This is a genomic window from Cohaesibacter haloalkalitolerans (assembly GCF_003574655.1).
Taxonomy (GTDB): Bacteria; Pseudomonadota; Alphaproteobacteria; order Rhizobiales; family Cohaesibacteraceae; genus Cohaesibacter; species Cohaesibacter haloalkalitolerans.
Map to the genome: position 1 here is coordinate 192491 of NZ_QNUM01000006.1, position 19331 is coordinate 211821.

Genomic DNA, 19331 nt, shown 5'->3' on the forward strand with positions numbered 1-19331 from the left:
TTTCGAGCATCAAGACAATCCTTTGCTCAGAGTGGAATGTTGCCGTGTTTCTTCGGCGGACGGGTTTCCCGTTTGGACATCAGGCCACGAAGGGTAAGGGCAATGGAGCTCTTGGTTTCGCGTGGCTGGATGATGTCGTGGATAGCCAGTCGGCCTGCAGACAGGTATGGGGTGGCAAATTCTGTACGATATTCGTCGGCCAGTTCTTTTGCCTTCGCAACCTTGTCTTCAGCTTCTGCCAGTTCCTTGCGATAAAGAATGCTGACAGCACCCTCTGCACCCATCACCGCGATTTCGGCCGTCGGCCATGCGATGACGCGGTCTGCGCCCATGTCTTCAGAGCACATGGCCAGATACGCGCCGCCATAGGCCTTGCGCATGATGACCGTGATCTTCGGAACCGTGGCGGAGGCATATGCAAAGAGCATTTTTGCGCCGTGACGGATAATACCGCGACGTTCTTCGTTGACACCCGGCAGGAAGCCAGGAACGTCGACGAGGGTGACGATCGGGATATTGTAGACGTTGCAGAAACGAACAAAGCGTGCGGCCTTGTCGCTGGCGTCGATGTCCAGCGTGCCTGCCTTGACGGTTGGCTGGTTGGATACGAAACCGACAACAACACCACCGATGCGGCCGAAGCCGATCACGATGTTGGCTGCAAAATGTTCCATGACTTCGAGGAAGTCGCCACCGTCAGCAAGACTCTTGATAACCTTGCGGCAATCGAACGGGGTCTTGGAATCGGCTGGAACCAGTTCATCGAGTGCCGGATCGTCAACAATCTTCAGGTCCGGCTCAATGTGATGCGGCGGATCCATCATGTTGTTGGATGGCAGGAAGGACAGCAGCTTGTGCACGATCTGCACAGCATGAGCGTCGTCTTCCGCGATGAAGTGAATGTTACCGGAAACCGAGGCATGAGCCTGGGCAGAACCGATTTCATCCATCGTGGTTACCTGACCGGTAACGGAGCGAATGACCTCAGGACCACAGATGAACATCTGTGCGTTCTTGCGGGTCATGATGATGAAGTCAGTCAGGGCAGGGCTGTAGGCTGCGCCACCGGCGCAAGGACCTGCGATGACAGAAATCTGAGGAACAACACCAGAAAGCTGAACGTTGCGATAGAACACCTGACCGTAGCCGGAAAGGGCGCCAACACCTTCTTGAATACGTGCCCCGCCGGAATCGTTGAAACCGACAACAGGAACGCCTGCTTTCACAGCATGATCGAGGGCTGCACAAATTTTCTTGGCGTGAATTTCACCCAAGGAACCACCGACCACACCGAAATCCTGGGAAAAGGCTGCCACTGGACGACCGTCGACAAAGCCTGTGCCGCAAATTACACCGTCAGTCGGAATGGATTTGTCGGCCATACCGAAATAACGCGTGTTGTGCTGTGCATGCAAGCCGAACTCCTGGAACGTACCTTTGGAAAAGAGAGATCCAAGGCGTTCACGGGCGGTCATGCGACCTTTGGCATGTCTGTCTTCAGCTTTCTTTGCGCCGCCACCGTCCAGTGCGATTTTGCGCCGTTTCTCCAACTCATCAGAAAGAGTTTTGGAAATCGCCATTTTATTACCGCTATGCTAGGCAGCGCCCGGATTGAGCGCTGCGTTAAGGTTGAGGGTGAACGGGTAAAAACCCGCCGGAAATTATGGATCGGATACCCGACGACATAATCCTCAATGACGGAAGTATTACTCATTTATTCTAATGAGATAAAGGGTTCGAAGGCCGAAAACGTTTGGACCAAAGGCTAGTAGAGGCAGATATTTGCTCATTCCCGCGCCGAATCGCGCATTAGACCAAAGTGGATAGAGGTAGTTTGCATAACTTAAAAAATCGATATGCAATATTGTCCATCCTGTGAATATTAACTGCTGTGCAACCTGCCTGCCTCGTCAGAGCGGCCCTGGGCGGGAAGGAGGACTGCCAGAATGCCAGTCAGAAGCGCAATACATTATAATAATAGTCGCTTCTGGAGAAAACGAATCCGAATCTGGTATCGCCGATCAGGCCAATGTTCAGGCCAATGCTCAGACTGGTGATAGGGTCGGTGTGGGGAGGTCGTTGGGGGCTCCAGCCCTCGACCTGTTGTTGTTTGCTATCGCCGGTGGGGCGCAACAGGAGCTGACGCAAGAGGGTGCCAGACATGAAAAGCGATGATTGTCTGTTGGCGGGTCTTTGGCTTGAAGGAAGAAGGCGTGCGCGTATAAGGGACGGGGTGCTGCCGGGTGGTCTGGAAGGTGGCTGAAATGTAGAGGAAACAGTGCCTTACGTCTGCTGCGGCATGTCATTCCCTAGTTCTTTGGTCTTATTATCATATATGTCGAGAAAATCGACTTTCACCTAATCCTAAGGTGTATCGCTGGGGCGTTGCCTGTTTTGGGTTGAAAGTCGTTTCTGCTGAGAAATCAGGGGCTAAGAGGTTAATTTATAACAGCTCCATGATGGTTGGAAATTGTACCCTCATGACGTGCCGAAAATGGCTCTCCGTGGGGCGTTGATGCAAATCAACGCCTGAAGCCTTGCGATAGACTAACGATTATAACACTAAAGTATCGAAAAAAATGACCGTATGGTGATGCATTTTCGGGACTTTTTGTGTGGCTCACATGACCATGACCAACCACGCGACTGCTTCTGCCAGCCAAGGATAGTTGAGGACCCTGGGGTAACGAGTCTTTGTCTCTAGGCTTTGGTTGCAGGCACTTCTTTGAGCACTTTATTTCATTTCGGCAGACTGGAATTCCCAAATGACAGGTCTGCTGTAATTGGGTGGAGCATATGAACGATAAACTTCCAAAAACGCCGGCGTATCCCGGAAAGACAACGGTAATCAACGGCAACGGCGCCGTGGCTCAGGTGATGGGCCAGGTATGCGGCGGTGTCATCGGATACCCGATCACGCCTTCTACCGAGATCGCCGAAATCTACGAAGCTTTCAGAGCTGGCGGCGGTGTCAACGTCTGGGGACGCCATCCCTTCTTCTTCGAGCCTGAAGGTGAACACTCCGCCCAGTCGGGTGCTCTTGGTGCTGCGCTGACCGGTGGGCAGTATGTGTCCAACGCGTCTTCGTCCCAGGGCGTTCTCTATGGCCTCGAATCTCATTATGTAACCGTCGGCAAGAAAGTCGGCGGTTTTGTCATGCAGGTGGCTGCCCGTTCGGTATCCCGCCACTCGCTGAACGTGATGGCTGGCCACGACGACATCTACGCCCTGCTGCCATCGGGCTACACCATCCTGTTCGGGTCCAACCCGCAGGAAGCTGCCGACCTTGCCGCGATCTCCTACAAGGTCAGCGCGATGTCGATGATCCCGGTTGCCAACGGCATGGACGGCTTTGTCACCTCGCACATGATGAGCGAAGTGCAGATGCCGGAAAATGACCTTCTGCGTGAATTCATCGGCGATCCGACCGACCGCATCATGTGCCCGACCGTTGCTCAGGAAATGCTGTATGGCGCCAAGGGCCGTGTCTTCCAGCTGAAGCGCTATCTCGGCCGCCACAGCTCCGACATGGAGCAGGACGCCTACGCCAAGCTTGTTGCCTTCCTTGACGACAATGCCGACGCAGTCGAAGCCGACAACGCTGGCGAACTGGTCGCCAAGACCCTTGATCTGATGCCTGCCGAGCTGCACAAGCAGTGGAATCGCCAGTGGTTGAACGCCTTCCAGAAAGGCACCCGCCAGCGCGTTCCTGCCCAGGTTGACATCAACAATCCGGGCCTGACCGGTGGCGTTCAGAACCAGCCTGACTTCCAGGCCGGTGCCGTTGACCATCGCACCCACTTTGTTCGCGACGTACCGCGCTTTGTGCGCGAAGCCATGGATGAATTCTCGGCTCTGACCGGCCGCAGCTATTCGCCTGTCAAATGCTATGGATGCGAAGATGCCGAAACCGTTGTCGTCGGCATGGGCTCGGTGACTGATGATGCTCAGGCCGTTGCCGCCTATCTGCGCCGTCAGGGCAAGAAGGTTGGTGTGGTTTCCATCAAGATGCTTCAGCCGTTCCCGGATGCCGAATTCGTTGCAGCCGTCAAGGGCAAGAAGGCCGTCACCATTCTCGAGCGTTCCGACAACACCGCTCTGACCGCCTTTGTCAAGGCAGCCCTCCTCAAGGCCATGGAAAATGGCGCCGGTGATCGTTATCCGGACATGCCGACCCTTTCCGAACTGCCAAAACTGACCACCGCCATCTTCGGCCTGGGTGCCCATGACCTGCAGCCTCGCCATCTGGTAGCGGCCTTTGAAAACATGGAAGGTGCTTGCCAGCCATTCGTTTATCTTGGCAGCCAGTTCTTCTCCAAGGACACCAGCCCGCTGATGACCGAGCTTCAGGCCAAGCTGAAAGCGGCTTATCCTGAAACCGAGCTGATGGCTCTGGAAACCAAACCGAACCCGAGCCTGCTGCCGGAAGGCGCCCTGCGCATCCGCTTCCACTCGGTTGGCGGTTACGGCACCATTGCTACCGGCAAGCTGTTGACGGACATTCTGGCCAACGCCCTGCATCTCTATTCCAAGTCCGCACCAAAATACGGCTCGGAAAAATCGGGCGCTCCAACCAACTACTACATCACCCTGTCTCCGGAACCGGTGCTGATCACCAACGCCGACCTTGAAGACGTCGAAGTGGTTGTCTCGCCTGACCACAAGGTATTCGCTCACAGCAACCCGCTGCGCGGCCTTGTCGAAGGAGGCACCTTCATCCTGCAGTCCAACCTGTCTCCGCTTGAAGTCTGGAAGGAACTGCCGTCTGCCATGCGCAAGACCATCCGCGACCGGAAGATCAAGTTCCTCGTCGTTGACGGCTTCGCAATCGCCAGAAAACATGCTCCGGTTGCTGCCCTGCAGACCCGCATGATGGGTATCGCCTTCATCGGTGCCGTCTGTGGCCATGTGGAACGCGTGACCGAAGGGGCTGATCGCGCTGCCGTCATCGAAAAGATCCGCAGCCAGATCAACTACAAGTTCGGCACCAAGGGTGAAGCCGTTGTCGAAGGCAACATGGCTGTGATCCGCGACGGCGTCGACGAGACGATTGTCGTTGATTATGCCGCTCCTGAGTTCGTTGAAGTGGACGCCGCTGGCGATCCGGTTCCCGAATTCACCCCGGCCATCTCTTCCAGCATGTGCCGCATCGCTGCCGAGTCCTCTCCGGAAGGTCTGTTCGACAGCCTCTACTATGAAGAGACCGTCGCCGCTCCGTTCCGCGAAGGCGCCATCGGTGAAGCTCCGGTTCTGCCGGGCTCCGGCATGTTCATGCCTGCTGGCTCCGCTGCTGCCAAGGACAAGGGCCTCTTCCGTCGCGAAGTGCCAGTGTTCGATCCGGAAAAATGCACCGGCTGCCTTGATTGCTCGATGGTCTGCCCGGATGCCGCCATTCCGCCGACCGTCTTCGACATCGACGCTCTGCTGATGGCTGCTGCCAAAGACATCGAGATGCCGGAAAAACAGCGCGAAGTCATTCGCGAGTATGTCCGCACCATCGGTGAGGCTGTCCGCCGCAAGTTCAACGCTCTGGACGATGCTCCGAGCTTTGCAACGCTTGTCAAGGAAGCCGTCAACGAGCTCTATGTCGAGAGCGCCGTTGTCAAGGGCAATCTGGACCGCATCGCTGAAGCGGTTGCCGTTCTGCCGGTCGCCAAGACCCGTCCTTTCTTTGATGCAGTGGAGAAGGAACACACCGGTCAGGGCGGTCTGTTTGCAGTCGCTGTCGACCCGTGGAAATGCACCGGCTGTCTGGAATGTGTGGACATCTGCGGTCCGGGCGCTCTGGTGGCTACCGATCAGGATGCCGGCTTGCTGCATGACCTGCAGTCCAAGTTCAACTTCCTGTCGAAAACCCCGAACACGCCAGCCCGTTTCGTTGAGCCTGCCTATGAGGACAACAACGAAATCAAGCGCATGATGCTTGATCGCGCCAACTACTATTCCACCACCGGTGGTCATGGTGCTTGCCGCGGCTGTGGCGAGGTGACGGCAATCCGTCAGGTTGTTTCCGCAACCCATGCGATCCACAATCGTCGCGAGAAGGCCCACATCCGCGAGCTGGAAGAACTGATCAACGGTCTTTCCCTCAAGCTCGAAGAAGTCAAGGGCGATGCAGATCGTGAAGCCCGTATTTCCGGCGCCCTCAAGACGCTCGAAAAACGCCTCTTCATGCTCGAAGGCGGCCCGACCGGCAATGGCCAGTCTCCGTTGGTTGTTGCCAACGCGACCGGCTGTAGCTCGGTTTACGCTTCGACCTTCCCGTTCAACCCTTACAACGACCCATGGGTCAACAGCCTGTTCCACGACGGACCTGCTGTCATCAAGGGTATCTTCGAAGGCATGACCGCAAATGCTGCGGTTGACTTCAAGGCCATGCGCCTTGCCAAGCTGGAACTGGCCAACGCCTATGATCCGGCAACCGATGGGGCTTTCCTGAGCAACTTCGAATGGCACAATTTCTCTGACGCGGAACGTGACCTGCTGCCGACCTTCATGAATATCTCCGGTGACGGTGCTGCCTATGACATCGGCTTTGGTGCCCTGTCCCGCCTCTTGGCAAGCAACACGCCAGTCAAGGTGATGGTGCTCAACTCCGGCGTTTATTCAAACACCGGTGGTCAGGCATCCACGGCCTCCCTGTCTGGTCAGGACAGTGACCTTGCACGCTTTGGCAAGGCCAACCCTGGCAAGCTCGAGGACCGCAAGGAGCTGGGTCTGATCGCAAGCTTCCACCCGAAAGTCTTCGTGGTGCAGAGTGCGACCTCCTTCCCGGGGCACTTCCTCAAGAACGTGATGGCCTATCTGAAGCATTCCTCTTCGCCTGCTCTGCTTGACGTCTACACGCCATGTCAGGGTGAGCACGGGATTGCCGACGATGCTGCCAACCGCCGTTCGAAACTGGCCGTCGAAGCCCGCGTAAGCCCGCTCTTCGTCCATGATCCGAAGGCTGGCAAGACCCTTGCCGAACGCTTCAACATCGAAGGCAACCCGGCAATCGATCAGGACTGGGCAAGCCAGACCATTTCCTACATGGAAGATGGCCAGCTCAAGCTGATGGATCTGCCACTCACCCCGGCTGACTACGCCTACGACGAAGTGCGCTTCAAGAAGCAGTTCCGTCCGATCAAGGGTGAAGTGGACGTTGTGCCGCTGCATGAATTCATCGACATGCCGCTGGTAGAGCGTGGCCGCAAGGTTCCATACATCCTCAAGACCAATTCCAAGCGCGAACTGGTCAAGCTGGAAGTCGGTGCCATGATCGTGCATCTGGTTGAAGAACGTCGTCAGAACTGGCGTACGCTTCAGCATCTCGCCGGTCAGACTGCTGCCAAACTCGACGCTGCACACAGCAAAGAGCTGGCTGCCATGGAGCAGAAGTACAAGGAAGCTCTGGAATCCCGCGAGCTCTCCATGGACAGCATTGCAGCCGGCATGGCTGAAATGGCCTCCATGTCCGCGTCTCCTGCCGTTCTCGGTTTGGGCGGTACGGCCGCAGCCGCATCTGCCGGCAACGGCGCTGCAGCCGCAGCTCCGGCAGCCGGGGGCGCCAGCCTGCCGCACATCCATGATGAAGACGTAAGCCTGTGCACCAACTGCAAGGCTTGCTATCAGGACGTTCCTGAGCTCTTCGAGTTGACCAAGGTTGTCGAAAATGGAGCGGTCATGGAAGTGGCCCATACCATTCCGGGTGCCCTGGAAGCCGTCGAAGTCACTCCGGACCTGAAGTCCCGCATCATGAAAGTGGCGGCAAAATGCAATGCGGAGATCGTACGATGACAGTTGACACCGCAGTCACTCAGGGCGCGCTGTTTGATCATCAAATGGACGTTCTGAAGAAACATCTCGCAGCGGACCCCAGGTCCCTGCGGAATGTCTTCATCGCGGATGGAGCCCAGGCCATGGCCTGGGAATTCCAGCAGGACGAACTGAGCGAGAAATTCATCAAGACGCTCTGGGGCCTTCTGCTGAAAAACGACGACATGAGCACCTTGATCCAGCGTTTCCTGTGGAGCCTACCGCTTCGCTTCAAACGCAAATTCATCAAGGCGCTCGATGCCCACATGTCCGACCGCTACCCGATGTTCAAGGGGCTGTCCGAAGGCTGGCCGGAAGACAGCTACATTCCGCCATACATCCGGACGCCGGAAGAGCGGTCTACCGACTTTGAACTCGTCAACCAGGGCTATCTTGGCTATCAGACACTCGGCTTCTCCCTGCGTGAGGTCGAGCTGATCGTCTGGCTCGAAGTGTTGCGCGACAAGCAGTGCGAAGACAAGCCTTGCGAGCTGGGTCATATCATCCAGCGCACCAAGGACGAGGAAGCCAAGAAGATTGGTGGCTGCCCGGTCAAGATCCACATTCCGGAAATGATCGACCTGCTCGCCAAGGGCAAGATCCGCAAGGCGCTGGAACTGATCGAAAGCTGCAACCCGCTGCCGAACGTTACCGGTCGCGTCTGTCCGCAGGAGCATCAGTGCCAGGGCGTGTGCAAGCACACCAACCGTCCGATCGAAATCGGTCAGCTGGAATGGTTCCTGCCGGAACACGAAAAGGCAGCCAACCCGGATCAGCTTTCCCGCTTTGCTGGCATTGTCAGCCCGTGGCAGAAGGCCGAAAAGCCACCCATCGCGGTGGTCGGCTCCGGTCCTTCCGGCCTCATCAACGCCTATCTTCTGGCTGTTGAGGGCTTCCCGGTAACGGTGTTCGAAGCATTCCACGAACTGGGCGGCGTGCTGCGCTACGGTATTCCTGAATTCCGTCTGCCAAACACGCTGATCGATGACGTGGTTGCCAAGATCGACGCTCTGGGCGGCCGGTTCGTCAAGAACTTCGTGGTCGGCAAGTCCGCAACCCTTGAGGATCTCAAAGCTGCAGGCTTCTGGAAGATCTTCGTCGGCTCCGGTGCTGGCCTGCCAACCTTCATGAATGTTCCGGGCGAGGAATTGCTCGGCGTCATGTCGGCCAACGAGTTCCTGACCCGCGTCAACCTGATGCGTGGCCGCGACCCGGCCTATGAAACGCCGCTCCCGGACGTCAAGGACAAGAATATCCTCGTGATTGGGGGTGGTAACACCGCGATGGACGCAGCCCGCACGGCAAAACGCCTCGGCGGCAACGTGACCATCGTCTATCGCCGCACCCAGTCCGAAATGCCTGCCCGTGTCGAAGAGCTCGAGCATGCACTGGAAGAGGGTATCCAACTGGCAGAACTGCGCGGACCGAAAGAGTTCGTCGGCGATCACCACACCCACTTCGTCACCCACGCTGTCGTGGATGTGAACGAGCTGGGTGAACCGGATGCGTCCGGCCGCCGTCGTCCACGTCCGACCGGTGAAGTCATCAATATGCCGGCCGATCTGGTCATCATGGCCCTTGGCAACAAGTCCAACCCGATCATCCCGTCCTCCGAGCCGAAGCTCGAGGTCTCCAAATGGGGCACGATCAACGTTGGCAAGAACAGCCAGGAAACCTCCATCGATGGCATCTACACCGGTGGTGACGCTGCCCGCGGTGGCTCCACGGCCATTCTTGCCGCCGGTGACGGTCAGGCAGCCGCTCGACAGATCCTCGGATCCATCGATCTGGCTTCTGACAACATCGCCGACATGGTCAAGAGAGCGGATCACTTCACCAGCCTCGGGTTGGCCGAACACACTGTTCTCAAGCACACAGATCTGGCTGCAGGCATTGTCGAGATGACAATCCGTGCACCGGTCATCGCCCATTCGGCCCGGGCCGGTCAGTTCGTTCGCGTTCTGGCAACCCAGGACGGCGAGCTCATCCCGCTGACCCTTGCCGACTGGAACCGTGAAAACGGCACCATCGATCTGGTCATTCAGGGCATGGGTACCTCGACCAAACTGATGAACAAGATGAAGGAAGGCGATTTCTTCGCCGGTATCGCTGGCCCGCTCGGAGAACCGAGCGACGTCAGGAAGTTCGATCCGGAGACGGAAACGGTTGTCTTCACGGCCGGTGGCGTGGGCCTGCCAGCAATCTATCCGATTGCCAAGACCCATCTGGAAACCGGCAACCATGTCACCATGATCATCGGCTTCCGTTCGGCAGACCATCTGTTCTGGACGGGCGAAGACGAACGCATGGGGCTTCTGAAGGCCAAATACGGCGATATGCTGGACGTCATCTACTGTTCCAACGATGGCACCTTCGGCATCAAGGGCTTTGTTACCAACCCGCTCGAAGACATGCTCAAGGATGGCAAGTCTTCCAAGGGTCGCAAGATTGCGGAAGTCGTCTCTGTCGGTCCTCCGATGATGATGCGTGCTGTCAGCGATCTGACCAAGCCTTACGAAGTGCCGACCGTGGTCAGCCTCAACTCCATCATGGTGGACGCGACGGGCATGTGTGGGGCCTGCATGGTGCCTGTGCTCAAGGACGGCAAGACCCTGCGTCAGCACGCCTGTATCGACGGACCGGAGTTCAACGCCCACTCCGTTGAATGGGACAAGTTCCTGCCGCGCTTTGGCCAGTTCAAGGCACAGGAAGTGCGCAGCATGGAAAAGCACAAGCTCAACTGAGCCTGTCCGGTTCGATGAAGCAATCAGCCTCCGGAGGAAACTTCGGGGGCTTTTTCATGCCCGACATCCTGCCAGACGCAATGGGCAGATAACGCCGGTCTCTGATACCTTCATCACCCGTTTGTTCGGCAGAATTCAGCCATTTGTTTTTGAGCAGCTGCTCTGTGCAAGGGAATACATTCCTCTGAGTGGATTGGAAAGGGCGGCGGCTTGCCGCGAGTGATTCGTCTTGGAAGCAATGCGAGTCAAGACCTTGAGATCGGGTGCCATGAGACGGTCAAAGTCGCTTCCGGACGGAATTCCCTGTGCAGAAAGTGACAGGGAAACCATTTCCAGAACGGCAGTTTTTGTATGTATATGTTTAAAAATATTTCTGATGATTTCTGGCTTCATTCAAGATTTTTCTCTCGTAAAAATTGAAGGAATTTACGATTTATAAGGAATAATTAATATTATCCTAACTTGGTTAGGAGAGACAAAGACCATAAAGAATTGAAATAAGTTAATTTTGTCAAAAATTAAGATTATTTGATTAATATACTTATTAAAAATATATATACTTATAATATTTTGAAAAAACATGTATTTTAATAAAAAAAATTAATTTTATTATTGATAAATATTGAATAACAATCAAAAAAAATAGTAATAGAATAACTTTAAAATATTAAATTGATATAATATTCTTTTAATATTATGTAAAATTTCGATTTTAAATAATTATAAATGAAAAAATTTATTTTAAATAAATTTGTTGGAAATCATTGAAATAATATTTCACGAACGAAATATTATTACGAAAAAATATTTAAGAATATAAATAATCACTTTTTACTAGGCAAAAGATTCCTCGCAAACTGCACATTTTTCCTAGAAAAAATCAGAAATAAGCTGAAAAAAAACTTATAGTTACACGCCTGAAAGAGTTCGCTAGAACGTTTTATAAGTATGAAGAATTTTATGAGGTGTCTTCTAACCTGACCTGTTGATGGACTGAACAATGAAGAACGCAACCGTGCAATCTGTTTCACATTCGATCGTGTCTGAACCTGCTGTGACAAAATCGCAGCTGTTGCAGGCGCGCGACCTGGTTGCGCTGAGTGATGATGAATTGCTCGGGTTGATAGCCCTTGGTCAGGAAGAAGCCTTTCAGGCACTCGTCGAACGCCATATCGACAGGGGTTATGCTGTTGCTTACCGAATTCTTCAGGATGGGCCCGAGGCTGAGGACGTCTTGCAGGATGCGTTCCTGCAGGTCTGGACCCGCCGGGGTTCATGGAAGGCTGGTCGTGCCAAATTCTCCACCTGGCTCTTCAAGGTCGTGACCAACCGCTGTATTGACCTGCTGCGCAAGAACAGGACGTCCGCCATGGAAGAGCTGCCGGATGTCAAGGATGACAGCTCCAACCAGTCGGCTGTGCTTGAAATGCAGGAAGTCATCGACCTGTTGGAGGATGCCGTTGCCAAGCTGCCCGACCAGCAGCGCATTGCCATTGTCTTCTCCTACAATGAAAGCATGAGCAACAGCGAGATCGCCGAAATCATGGAGACCAGCGTCTCGGCGGTTGAATCGCTTCTCAAGCGCGGGCGCCAGAAACTGCGCGACAGCCTCAAAAGCCACAGTACGGACATCCTGTCCCTGTTTACCCAGCCTTAATCAAACTCCACCTGTTTTGATTTTATTTCGCCCGGTTTTGCTTTCCTGATGCGTTAGAGGGGGGAATGCCAGGCGATGCATGCATGCGAATATGCAGGTGTTGCGCTGAGCGACAAGGAGTTTGAGCATGCCCATTATTTCGACAAATATCGCCGCGTCTGTCGCAGTGCGCTATCTGAACAAGAACTCGGACAGGCTCTCGGATTCCATTGCAAAACTGTCCAGTGGTTCGCGGATCAGCAAGGCGTCGGATGATCCGGCTGGTCTGGCCATCGCGACGGGTATCTCGTCGGACTTGGCCAGCCTCGAACAGGCATCGGTCAATGCATCCAACAGCCTTGCCCTGTTGCAGACCGCTGATGGTGGAGCCGCATCGATCTCGGAAATTCTGGAACGGATGAAGAGCCTTGCCTCTCAGGCGGCTTCCGGCACCATCGGCGATGACGAACGGAGCAACATCCAGACCGAGTTTGCTGCCCTGCTGGAAGAAATCGACAGCATCAGCACCGGCACGCGCTATAACGGGGTGAGCCTGCTTGATGGCTCCAGCGACTATTCTGACGACACGGTGGAAACGGCAGCTGTCTATGAAAGCGGCGTTGCCGGTGGCTACAGTGCAACAGCTTCGGCGGAGGCTGTGACGGCCAGCTTTAAGGTCAATGGCACAACGGTGACGCTTGCCAGCCTTAGCGATGGCACAAATACATCAGCGATGTCGGCTGATGATCTGGCAGCAGCCATTAACGTATCTTTGCAGGAGCAGGGGCAATATACGGTTTCTGCGTCGGTTGATGCCAGTGGCGCCATTGTGATGGCCGGAGTGGAAACCGGCGAGCACGCCGAGCTCGAAATCACCGATGTTACCGGAGATGCCGGTTTGCTGGCTTCTGTCGGGCTGACTGCCGGAACTGACGTCCGGGAACAGGGCAGCTCCATTGTCGCTCTGACCACTGGCGCAAACGTCGTGGTCGGTTCCGAAGGGGGCGATACCATCAACCTGTCCATCCAGTCCCTGACCGCCGAGGCTCTGGGGCTTTCGGGCCTTGATCTCTCCACCAGGAGCGGTGCCAGCAAGGCCTTTTCGCTGCTTGATGTTGCCATTGGTTCTGTTGCCGACATGCGGGCCGAGGTTGGGGCCACCATGTCGCGGTTCGAATTCCGGGCGCGTCAGATTGACACCAGCATCGAAAGCCTCGAAGCGGCAGAGTCCGCCATCATGGACGTCGACATCGCCCGGGAAATGGCGAGAATGTCCTCCGATACCGTGCGGGTGAAGGCCGCCGCCGCTGCGGTGGCGCAGGCCAATCTGGTGCCGCAATATCTGCTCAAACTGCTGCAGTAGGCAGGGGCTGACCGTTTGCCTTGAGCAGACAGGCAGAGCCATGTGGCAACGCGGTCTGGTTGGCTTTTCTTGTGACCTGATATTTGCTCGGGTGATATGTGGTGGTTGAGTGCACCCATGTTTTTTGTTGATCGGCCCGTCGCCTTTGCCTTTTGCGTTGCTTTCTGAAACGGGGAAAGAATTTGTTCATCAAGTATTGGCTGGCTGTTAATGGGTTGTTAACCTTACTCTGATGGGTGGCTGGAAGAAGAAAAGGGCAGAATTCTGACATTTATTACCCAAAATCTGCGACGCAGTGCGATAAGACCTTATGGTTAACAAAGGTTTAAAAGGTTAAAAAATAAAGTAAAATAATTCTCGCCCGGTTTGACTGTCCTGACACGTTACAAGAACAACGCGTGAAATATCGCACTTTTCGGCACTGTAATGTGGAGCCAATTTTTAAAGTCAGGATTGTACCATGCCAGTAATCTCTACCAACACAGCTGCAAACACTGCAGTGCGCTTTCTGAATAGAAACTCCGATGACCAGTCCAACTCGCTTGCCAAACTGGCCAGTGGGTCCAACATCAACAAGGCATCTGATGATGCTGCCGGCCTGGCTATCTCCACCAAGATCTCGACTGACGTTGCTGCGCTGGAACAGGCTTCGACCAACGCCTCTCACGCCGTTTCGGTGTTGAACACGGCAGACGGTGGCGCATCCAACATCGCCGACATCGTCGAACGTATGAAGACCTTGGCGTCCCAGTCGGCTTCCGGTACGGTGACCGACAAGGAACGTACCTATATCCAGGCTGAATTTTCCCAGCTGCAGGACGAAATCGACGGCATCACCGAATCCACCCGTTACAACGGGCAGGGATTGCTTGATGGCTCCAGCGACTTCTCCGTAGATGACATCAAAACGGCTGCCGTTGCGAATGCAGGATCTAACGCCTCGGTAACTGGTGGCGTTATGGGTACGGCTGGCACCTACACAAACAGTACTGGTTCTGCACAGACTGCAACGCTCGACATTAATGGGACAACTGTCAATTTTGGTAGTGTTGGTGCTAGTGGTGGCACGTTGACGGCGGCTCAAGTTGCTACTGCGATCAACGATGCAAAAATCGAAGGCGTTACTGCTTCAGCGTCTGCGGGTGGCGCTCTCACAATTACGAGTACAGTAAATGATCTGGAAATAGCAAACGGTACCGGCAGTGATGCTGCCATTACCGCAGCTACATTTGGTCTGACAGCCGCTACTACGAATATCGCCGCTACAGCCACCGCCAGCTATACCAACTCCGGCACGGAAGATCAGTCCGGTATCATCATGATTGATGGCACCAAGGTGGAGATAACGGCTGATGCTGGTGCGACCATCACGGCTCAGGACATGGTTGACCAGATCAATCAGGCCCTGACGAATGGTGGCAACTATACGGTATCTGCAAGCCTTAACTCGACCACCAACCAGATTGAGCTGACCAGCCTTAACAAGGGCGCCAATGCGACGGTTGTGCTCTCAGACTATGACTCGTCTGGCGGACTGAGCCTTGCAACGCTCGGTTTGACAGAAGCAACGTATAAAGGAACGACGACGGCTGTCGGCACCACAGGGGCGGAAATCGTTGTCGGTTCCACCTCGGCCGATACCATCAACCTTTCCATTGAGTCCCTGACCACCAAAGCTCTTGGGATTGATGACCTCAACGTATCCACCAAAGAAGGGGCCGACAGGGCACTGTCTGTGCTGGACACTGCAATTGAGACGATCTCGAATGCACGTGCTGAAATGGGTGCCTCCATGTCCCGGTTCGAGTTCCGCTCAGCCCAGATCGACACCAGCGTCGAAAACCTTGATGCTGCCAAGTCTGCTATCGCTGACGTGGATATCGCCAAGGAGCAGGCCAGCTTGTCTTCTTCCAGTGTGAAGGTTCAGGCCGCTGTTGCTGCTGCTTCCCAGGCCAACCAGATGCCGCAGAACCTGCTCAGCCTACTGCAGTAGGCAGGTCGAGCTTCCGCTTGAAGACATTTCCTTTCCGCTTGAACCCGGCGTTTCCTTGACGAAACGCCGGGTTTTTCTGTTTCATGGAACGGGTATGGTAAATGAAATGCTAATGGGTGTTGGAAGCATTTACTTGGTTTTAAAATTGATTGATCGACTATTAAGGGGGTATTTTAAGTTCATTAATCATATTTGAGCTCACTTGGATAGAAAAATACTGTTAAATGGATAGTCATTTTGATTTTTGAAACCGAAAAATTGGCAGAAATCGGCCAATTGTTATGATTGGGAGGGAAAAAGATCTGCAAGATGTTTATCTATAGTTAAATTCATCGATAATTTTACGAAATTAAGTGCGCCTGAAATTCTGTGCCTGGCCCGTTACATATTCGAAACGCGAGAACAAACAAAAATCTGCACAAGCTCGCTGGGCGGTATCGATTAGTTTAGGAGTTCGACTATGCCAGTAATTTCAACCAATACGGCTGCAAACACCGCTGTTCGTTTCTTGAACAGAAACTCTACAGAACAATCCAGTTCCCTGGCCAAACTGGCCAGTGGGTCCAACATCAACAAGGCATCTGATGATGCTGCCGGTCTGGCCATTTCCACCAAAATCGGCACCGACGTTGCAGCGCTGGAACAGGCATCCACCAACGCATCACATGGTATTTCTGTTTTGCAGACCGCAGACGGTGGCGCATCCAACATCGCCGACATCGTCGAACGTATGAAGACTCTGGCGTCCCAGTCGGCTTCCGGTACGGTGACCGATAAGGAACGTACCTATATCCAGGCTGAATTTTCCCAGCTCAAGGACGAAGTTGACGGCATCACCGAATCCACCCGTTACAACGGCCAGAGCCTTCTGGACGGCTCCAGCGACTTCTCTGTTGATGACACCAAAACGGCTGCTGTTGCGAATGCAGGATCTAACGCCTCGGTAACTGGTGGCGTTATGGGTACGACTGGCACCTACACAAACAGCACTGGTTCTGCACAAACTGCAACGCTCGACATTAATGGGACGACTGTAAGTTTTGGTAGTGTTGGTGCTAGTGGTGGCACGTTGACGGCGGCTCAAGTTGCTACTGCGATCAACGATGCAAAAATCGAAGGCGTTACTGCTTCAGCGTCTGCGGGTGGCGCTCTCACAATTACGAGTACAGTAAATGATCTGGAAATAGCAAACGGTACCGGCAGTGATGCTGCCATTACCGCAGCTACATTTGGTCTGACAGCCGCTACTACGAATATCGCCGCTACAGCCACCGCCAGCTATACCAACTCCGGCACGGAAGATCAGTCCGGCACCATCATGATTGATGGTACCAAGGTGGAGATAACGGCTGAAGCTGGCGCGACCATCACTGCTCAGGACATGGCCACACAGATCAACACGGCTCTGAAGGAATCTGGCAATTACACGGTTTCTGCAAGTGTCAACAGCACCACCAACCAGCTTGAACTGACCAGCATCACCAAGGGTGAAAACGCAACGGTTACCCTTGCTGACTTCGATACCGAAGGCGGCTTGAGCCTTGCAACGCTCGGTCTGACCGCAGGCACCACCCATGGCACCACGACGGAAGTGTCCACCACGGGCGCTGATATCGTTGTCGGTTCCACCTCGGCCGATACCATCAACCTGTCCATCGAAGGCCTGACCGCCAAGGATCTGGGGATCGCTGATCTGGACGTTTCCACCAAAGACGGTGCTGACAAGGCGCTCTCTGTTCTCGATACCGCCATTGACACCATTTCCAATGCACGTGCGGAAATGGGTGCCACCATGTCCCGGTTCGAGTTCCGCTCGGCTCAGATCGACACCAGCGTCGAAAACCTCGAAGCTGCCAAGTCTGCCATTGCTGACGTGGATATCGCCAAGGAACAGGCCAGCCTGTCGTCTTCTACTGTGAAGGTTCAGGCCGCTGTTGCTGCCGCTTCTCAGGCCAACCAGATGCCACAGAACCTGCTCAGCCTGATCCGCTAAAATTAATATGGTCGAGCGCGCCTGATCGGGTGCGCTCGTCCGTATCATGTAGACAGGAGTTTGGCGAATGACGAGTGTTAGTTCCACCGATACAAGTACTGCGACGACAACCAGCACTACGTCATCGACGCGCAAGACAACCAACTATTCTTCCAGTTCGGATATCGATTGGGACGCCCTGATCGAAGCGGCCGTACTGCAAAAGAAACTCCCTGCTGATCGCATCGACGCCAAAATCACGCAAAACGAAACCAAGATCGAAGCCTACACAAAGATGCAGGATCTCTTGGGTGATGTTCTTGGCGCCGCTGAAAAGATCACCGGTGTTTCCCAATCCCTGAGCAGTCAGGATGACATTTTCTCCGCCCGCGAAGCTTACCTGACAGGCCTTGGTGGTGCTGATGCCGAGAATTCCCTGATTGTCACGGCAGAAGCTGGAGTGGCGCTCCAGACATATGAACTGACGATTGACCAGCTTGCCACCTCCCAGAAAGTCGCCAGCGCAACTCAGGCCAGCAACTATGGTGCGCTCGGGTATTCAGGCACAATCTCGCTGTCGATGGAAGGCGCCGCTCTGCCAACCAACAGTGATGGCGAGGAGGACGCAACACTTCTTCAGATCGATATCGACGACACCATGAGTCTGGTCGAGATTGCCGACGAGCTGAACGCAAGGACCGACTATACCGGCGTTACCGCTACTGTTGTTGCCGTGTCCGACACAGACTATCGCCTTGTCCTGTCCGGGACGACAGGTGCCGATATTGTCATGACCTCGCTCGAAGGCGACGATATCGGGCAGGCGCTGGGGATCAAAAATTCAGATGGTTCCTATGCGAATGAACTACAGTCTTCACAGATGGCAGTTTTCACCGTCGACGGGGTAGAGGTTACCCGCAAGTCCAATACCGTGGACGATGTCGTCAGTGGTGTGACCTTTTCCCTTTACCAGACAACAGACTCGGGAGAAGCGATCTCTGTGGAGATTGGACAATCGCTCTCGGATATCAAGGATTCCGTGGTTTCGCTGGTTAATGCCTACAACGCCTACAGGGAATGGGCGATCTCTCAACAGGCGATTGATGCCAGCGGATCCGTTTCGACGGATGCGGTGCTGTTTGGTGACAATATGCTTCGTAACGTCAATTCAGCAGTCGCCAGTGGCCTGTCGACAGTCATTAACAAGGAAAGCATGGCGCTGCTTGGCCTGACCTATGACGAGAACAACTATCTGGAGCTAGATGAAGACAAGCTCAATGATGCGCTTCTGAACGATATCGGTCAGATCGAGGACATCCTCAATTTTCAGTATGAAGCAAGCTCGTCGGATCTGGTCGTGCTGCGGCGCAATGCCAACATGCCCTCGGAGCTGACTCTGGATCTGACCGTTGACGAAAATGGCGAATTGACCGGGGTGACAGCCGACGGCAACAGCGGCATGTTTGAAGTCGACGGCTCCCGTATAGTCGGGGTCGAAGGCACCGCATATGAGGGCATCACCTTCGTCTACACGGGTGACACGAACGCCACGATCAAGTTTACCAGCTCCGCCGGGATCGCCGAACAGCTCTTTCAGACCCTCACCAAATACACCGACGAAGACACCGGACTTCTGACGGAAAAGATAGCGTCGCTTGAAACGCAGAATGAAGACTTCGAAGCCGAATACAACGATTACATGGATACCGTGGACGCCTACGAAGCGCGTCTGACGGCGCTCTATGCGTCCTATCAGGCCGCGATTGAACAGGCCCAAAGCTCGCTGGACTATCTGGACGCAATTCTCAACACTGGAGACAATTGAT

9 protein-coding genes and 1 pseudogene are annotated in these 19331 nt (G+C 54.5%); 8 read left to right on the plus strand and 2 right to left on the minus strand.

The window, feature by feature from the left end:
• Positions 1-26 precede the first annotated feature (26 nt).
• Positions 27-1580, minus strand: coding sequence for an acyl-CoA carboxylase subunit beta (locus DSL70_RS16125; protein ID WP_119308986.1), 1554 nt, complete (start codon positions 1578-1580; stop codon positions 27-29).
• Positions 1581-2796: 1216 nt separating this feature from the next.
• Between DSL70_RS16125 and DSL70_RS16135 the strand changes: the two genes are divergently transcribed.
• Both DSL70_RS16135 and DSL70_RS16140 read left to right on the plus strand, forming a co-directional pair.
• Positions 2797-7779: a 2-oxoacid:acceptor oxidoreductase family protein gene (locus tag DSL70_RS16135; RefSeq protein WP_119308988.1), complete on the plus strand. Its 4983-nt coding sequence runs from the start codon at positions 2797-2799 to the stop codon at positions 7777-7779.
• Positions 7776-10541, plus strand: a complete 2766-nt coding sequence (locus DSL70_RS16140) for a sulfide/dihydroorotate dehydrogenase-like FAD/NAD-binding protein (RefSeq protein ID WP_245418240.1) — start codon at positions 7776-7778, stop codon at positions 10539-10541. The genes DSL70_RS16135 and DSL70_RS16140 overlap by 4 nt, the downstream gene beginning before the upstream one ends.
• 135 nt (positions 10542-10676) lie before the next feature.
• Here DSL70_RS16140 and DSL70_RS22300 read toward each other — a convergent pair whose 3' ends face one another.
• Positions 10677-10934 carry a hypothetical protein gene (locus DSL70_RS22300; protein ID WP_162916790.1) on the minus strand — a complete coding sequence of 86 codons (258 nt, stop codon included), beginning with the start codon at positions 10932-10934 and terminating at the stop codon, positions 10677-10679.
• A 607-nt stretch (positions 10935-11541) separates the two neighbouring features.
• Between DSL70_RS22300 and DSL70_RS16145 the strand changes: the two genes are divergently transcribed.
• The 6 genes and pseudogenes from DSL70_RS16145 to fliD all read left to right on the plus strand — a co-directional run bounded on the left by DSL70_RS16145 (position 11542) and on the right by fliD (position 19330).
• Positions 11542-12198 (plus strand): RNA polymerase sigma factor, encoded by a 657-nt coding sequence (locus DSL70_RS16145; protein ID WP_205563295.1) that lies wholly within the window; start codon positions 11542-11544, stop codon positions 12196-12198.
• A 127-nt stretch (positions 12199-12325) separates the two neighbouring features.
• Positions 12326-13540: a flagellin N-terminal helical domain-containing protein gene (locus tag DSL70_RS16150; protein ID WP_119308990.1), complete on the plus strand. Its 1215-nt coding sequence runs from the start codon at positions 12326-12328 to the stop codon at positions 13538-13540.
• 460 nt (positions 13541-14000) lie between these two features.
• A pseudogene (locus DSL70_RS22895) lies at positions 14001-14432 on the plus strand (flagellin); the annotation flags it as partial.
• Between the two features lie 489 nt (positions 14433-14921).
• Positions 14922-15533 carry a flagellin gene (locus DSL70_RS22900; protein ID WP_425359366.1) on the plus strand — a complete coding sequence of 204 codons (612 nt, stop codon included), beginning with the start codon at positions 14922-14924 and terminating at the stop codon, positions 15531-15533.
• 460 nt (positions 15534-15993) lie between these two features.
• Complete coding sequence (locus tag DSL70_RS16160; protein ID WP_119308992.1) at positions 15994-17526, plus strand: flagellin N-terminal helical domain-containing protein; 1533 nt, start codon at positions 15994-15996, stop codon at positions 17524-17526.
• Positions 17527-17593: 67 nt separating this feature from the next.
• The gene (gene fliD, locus DSL70_RS16165; protein ID WP_119308993.1) at positions 17594-19330 is read left to right on the plus strand and encodes a flagellar filament capping protein FliD; all 1737 of its coding nucleotides are present in this window, start codon (positions 17594-17596) and stop codon (positions 19328-19330) included.
• Position 19331: the final 1 nt, after the last annotated feature.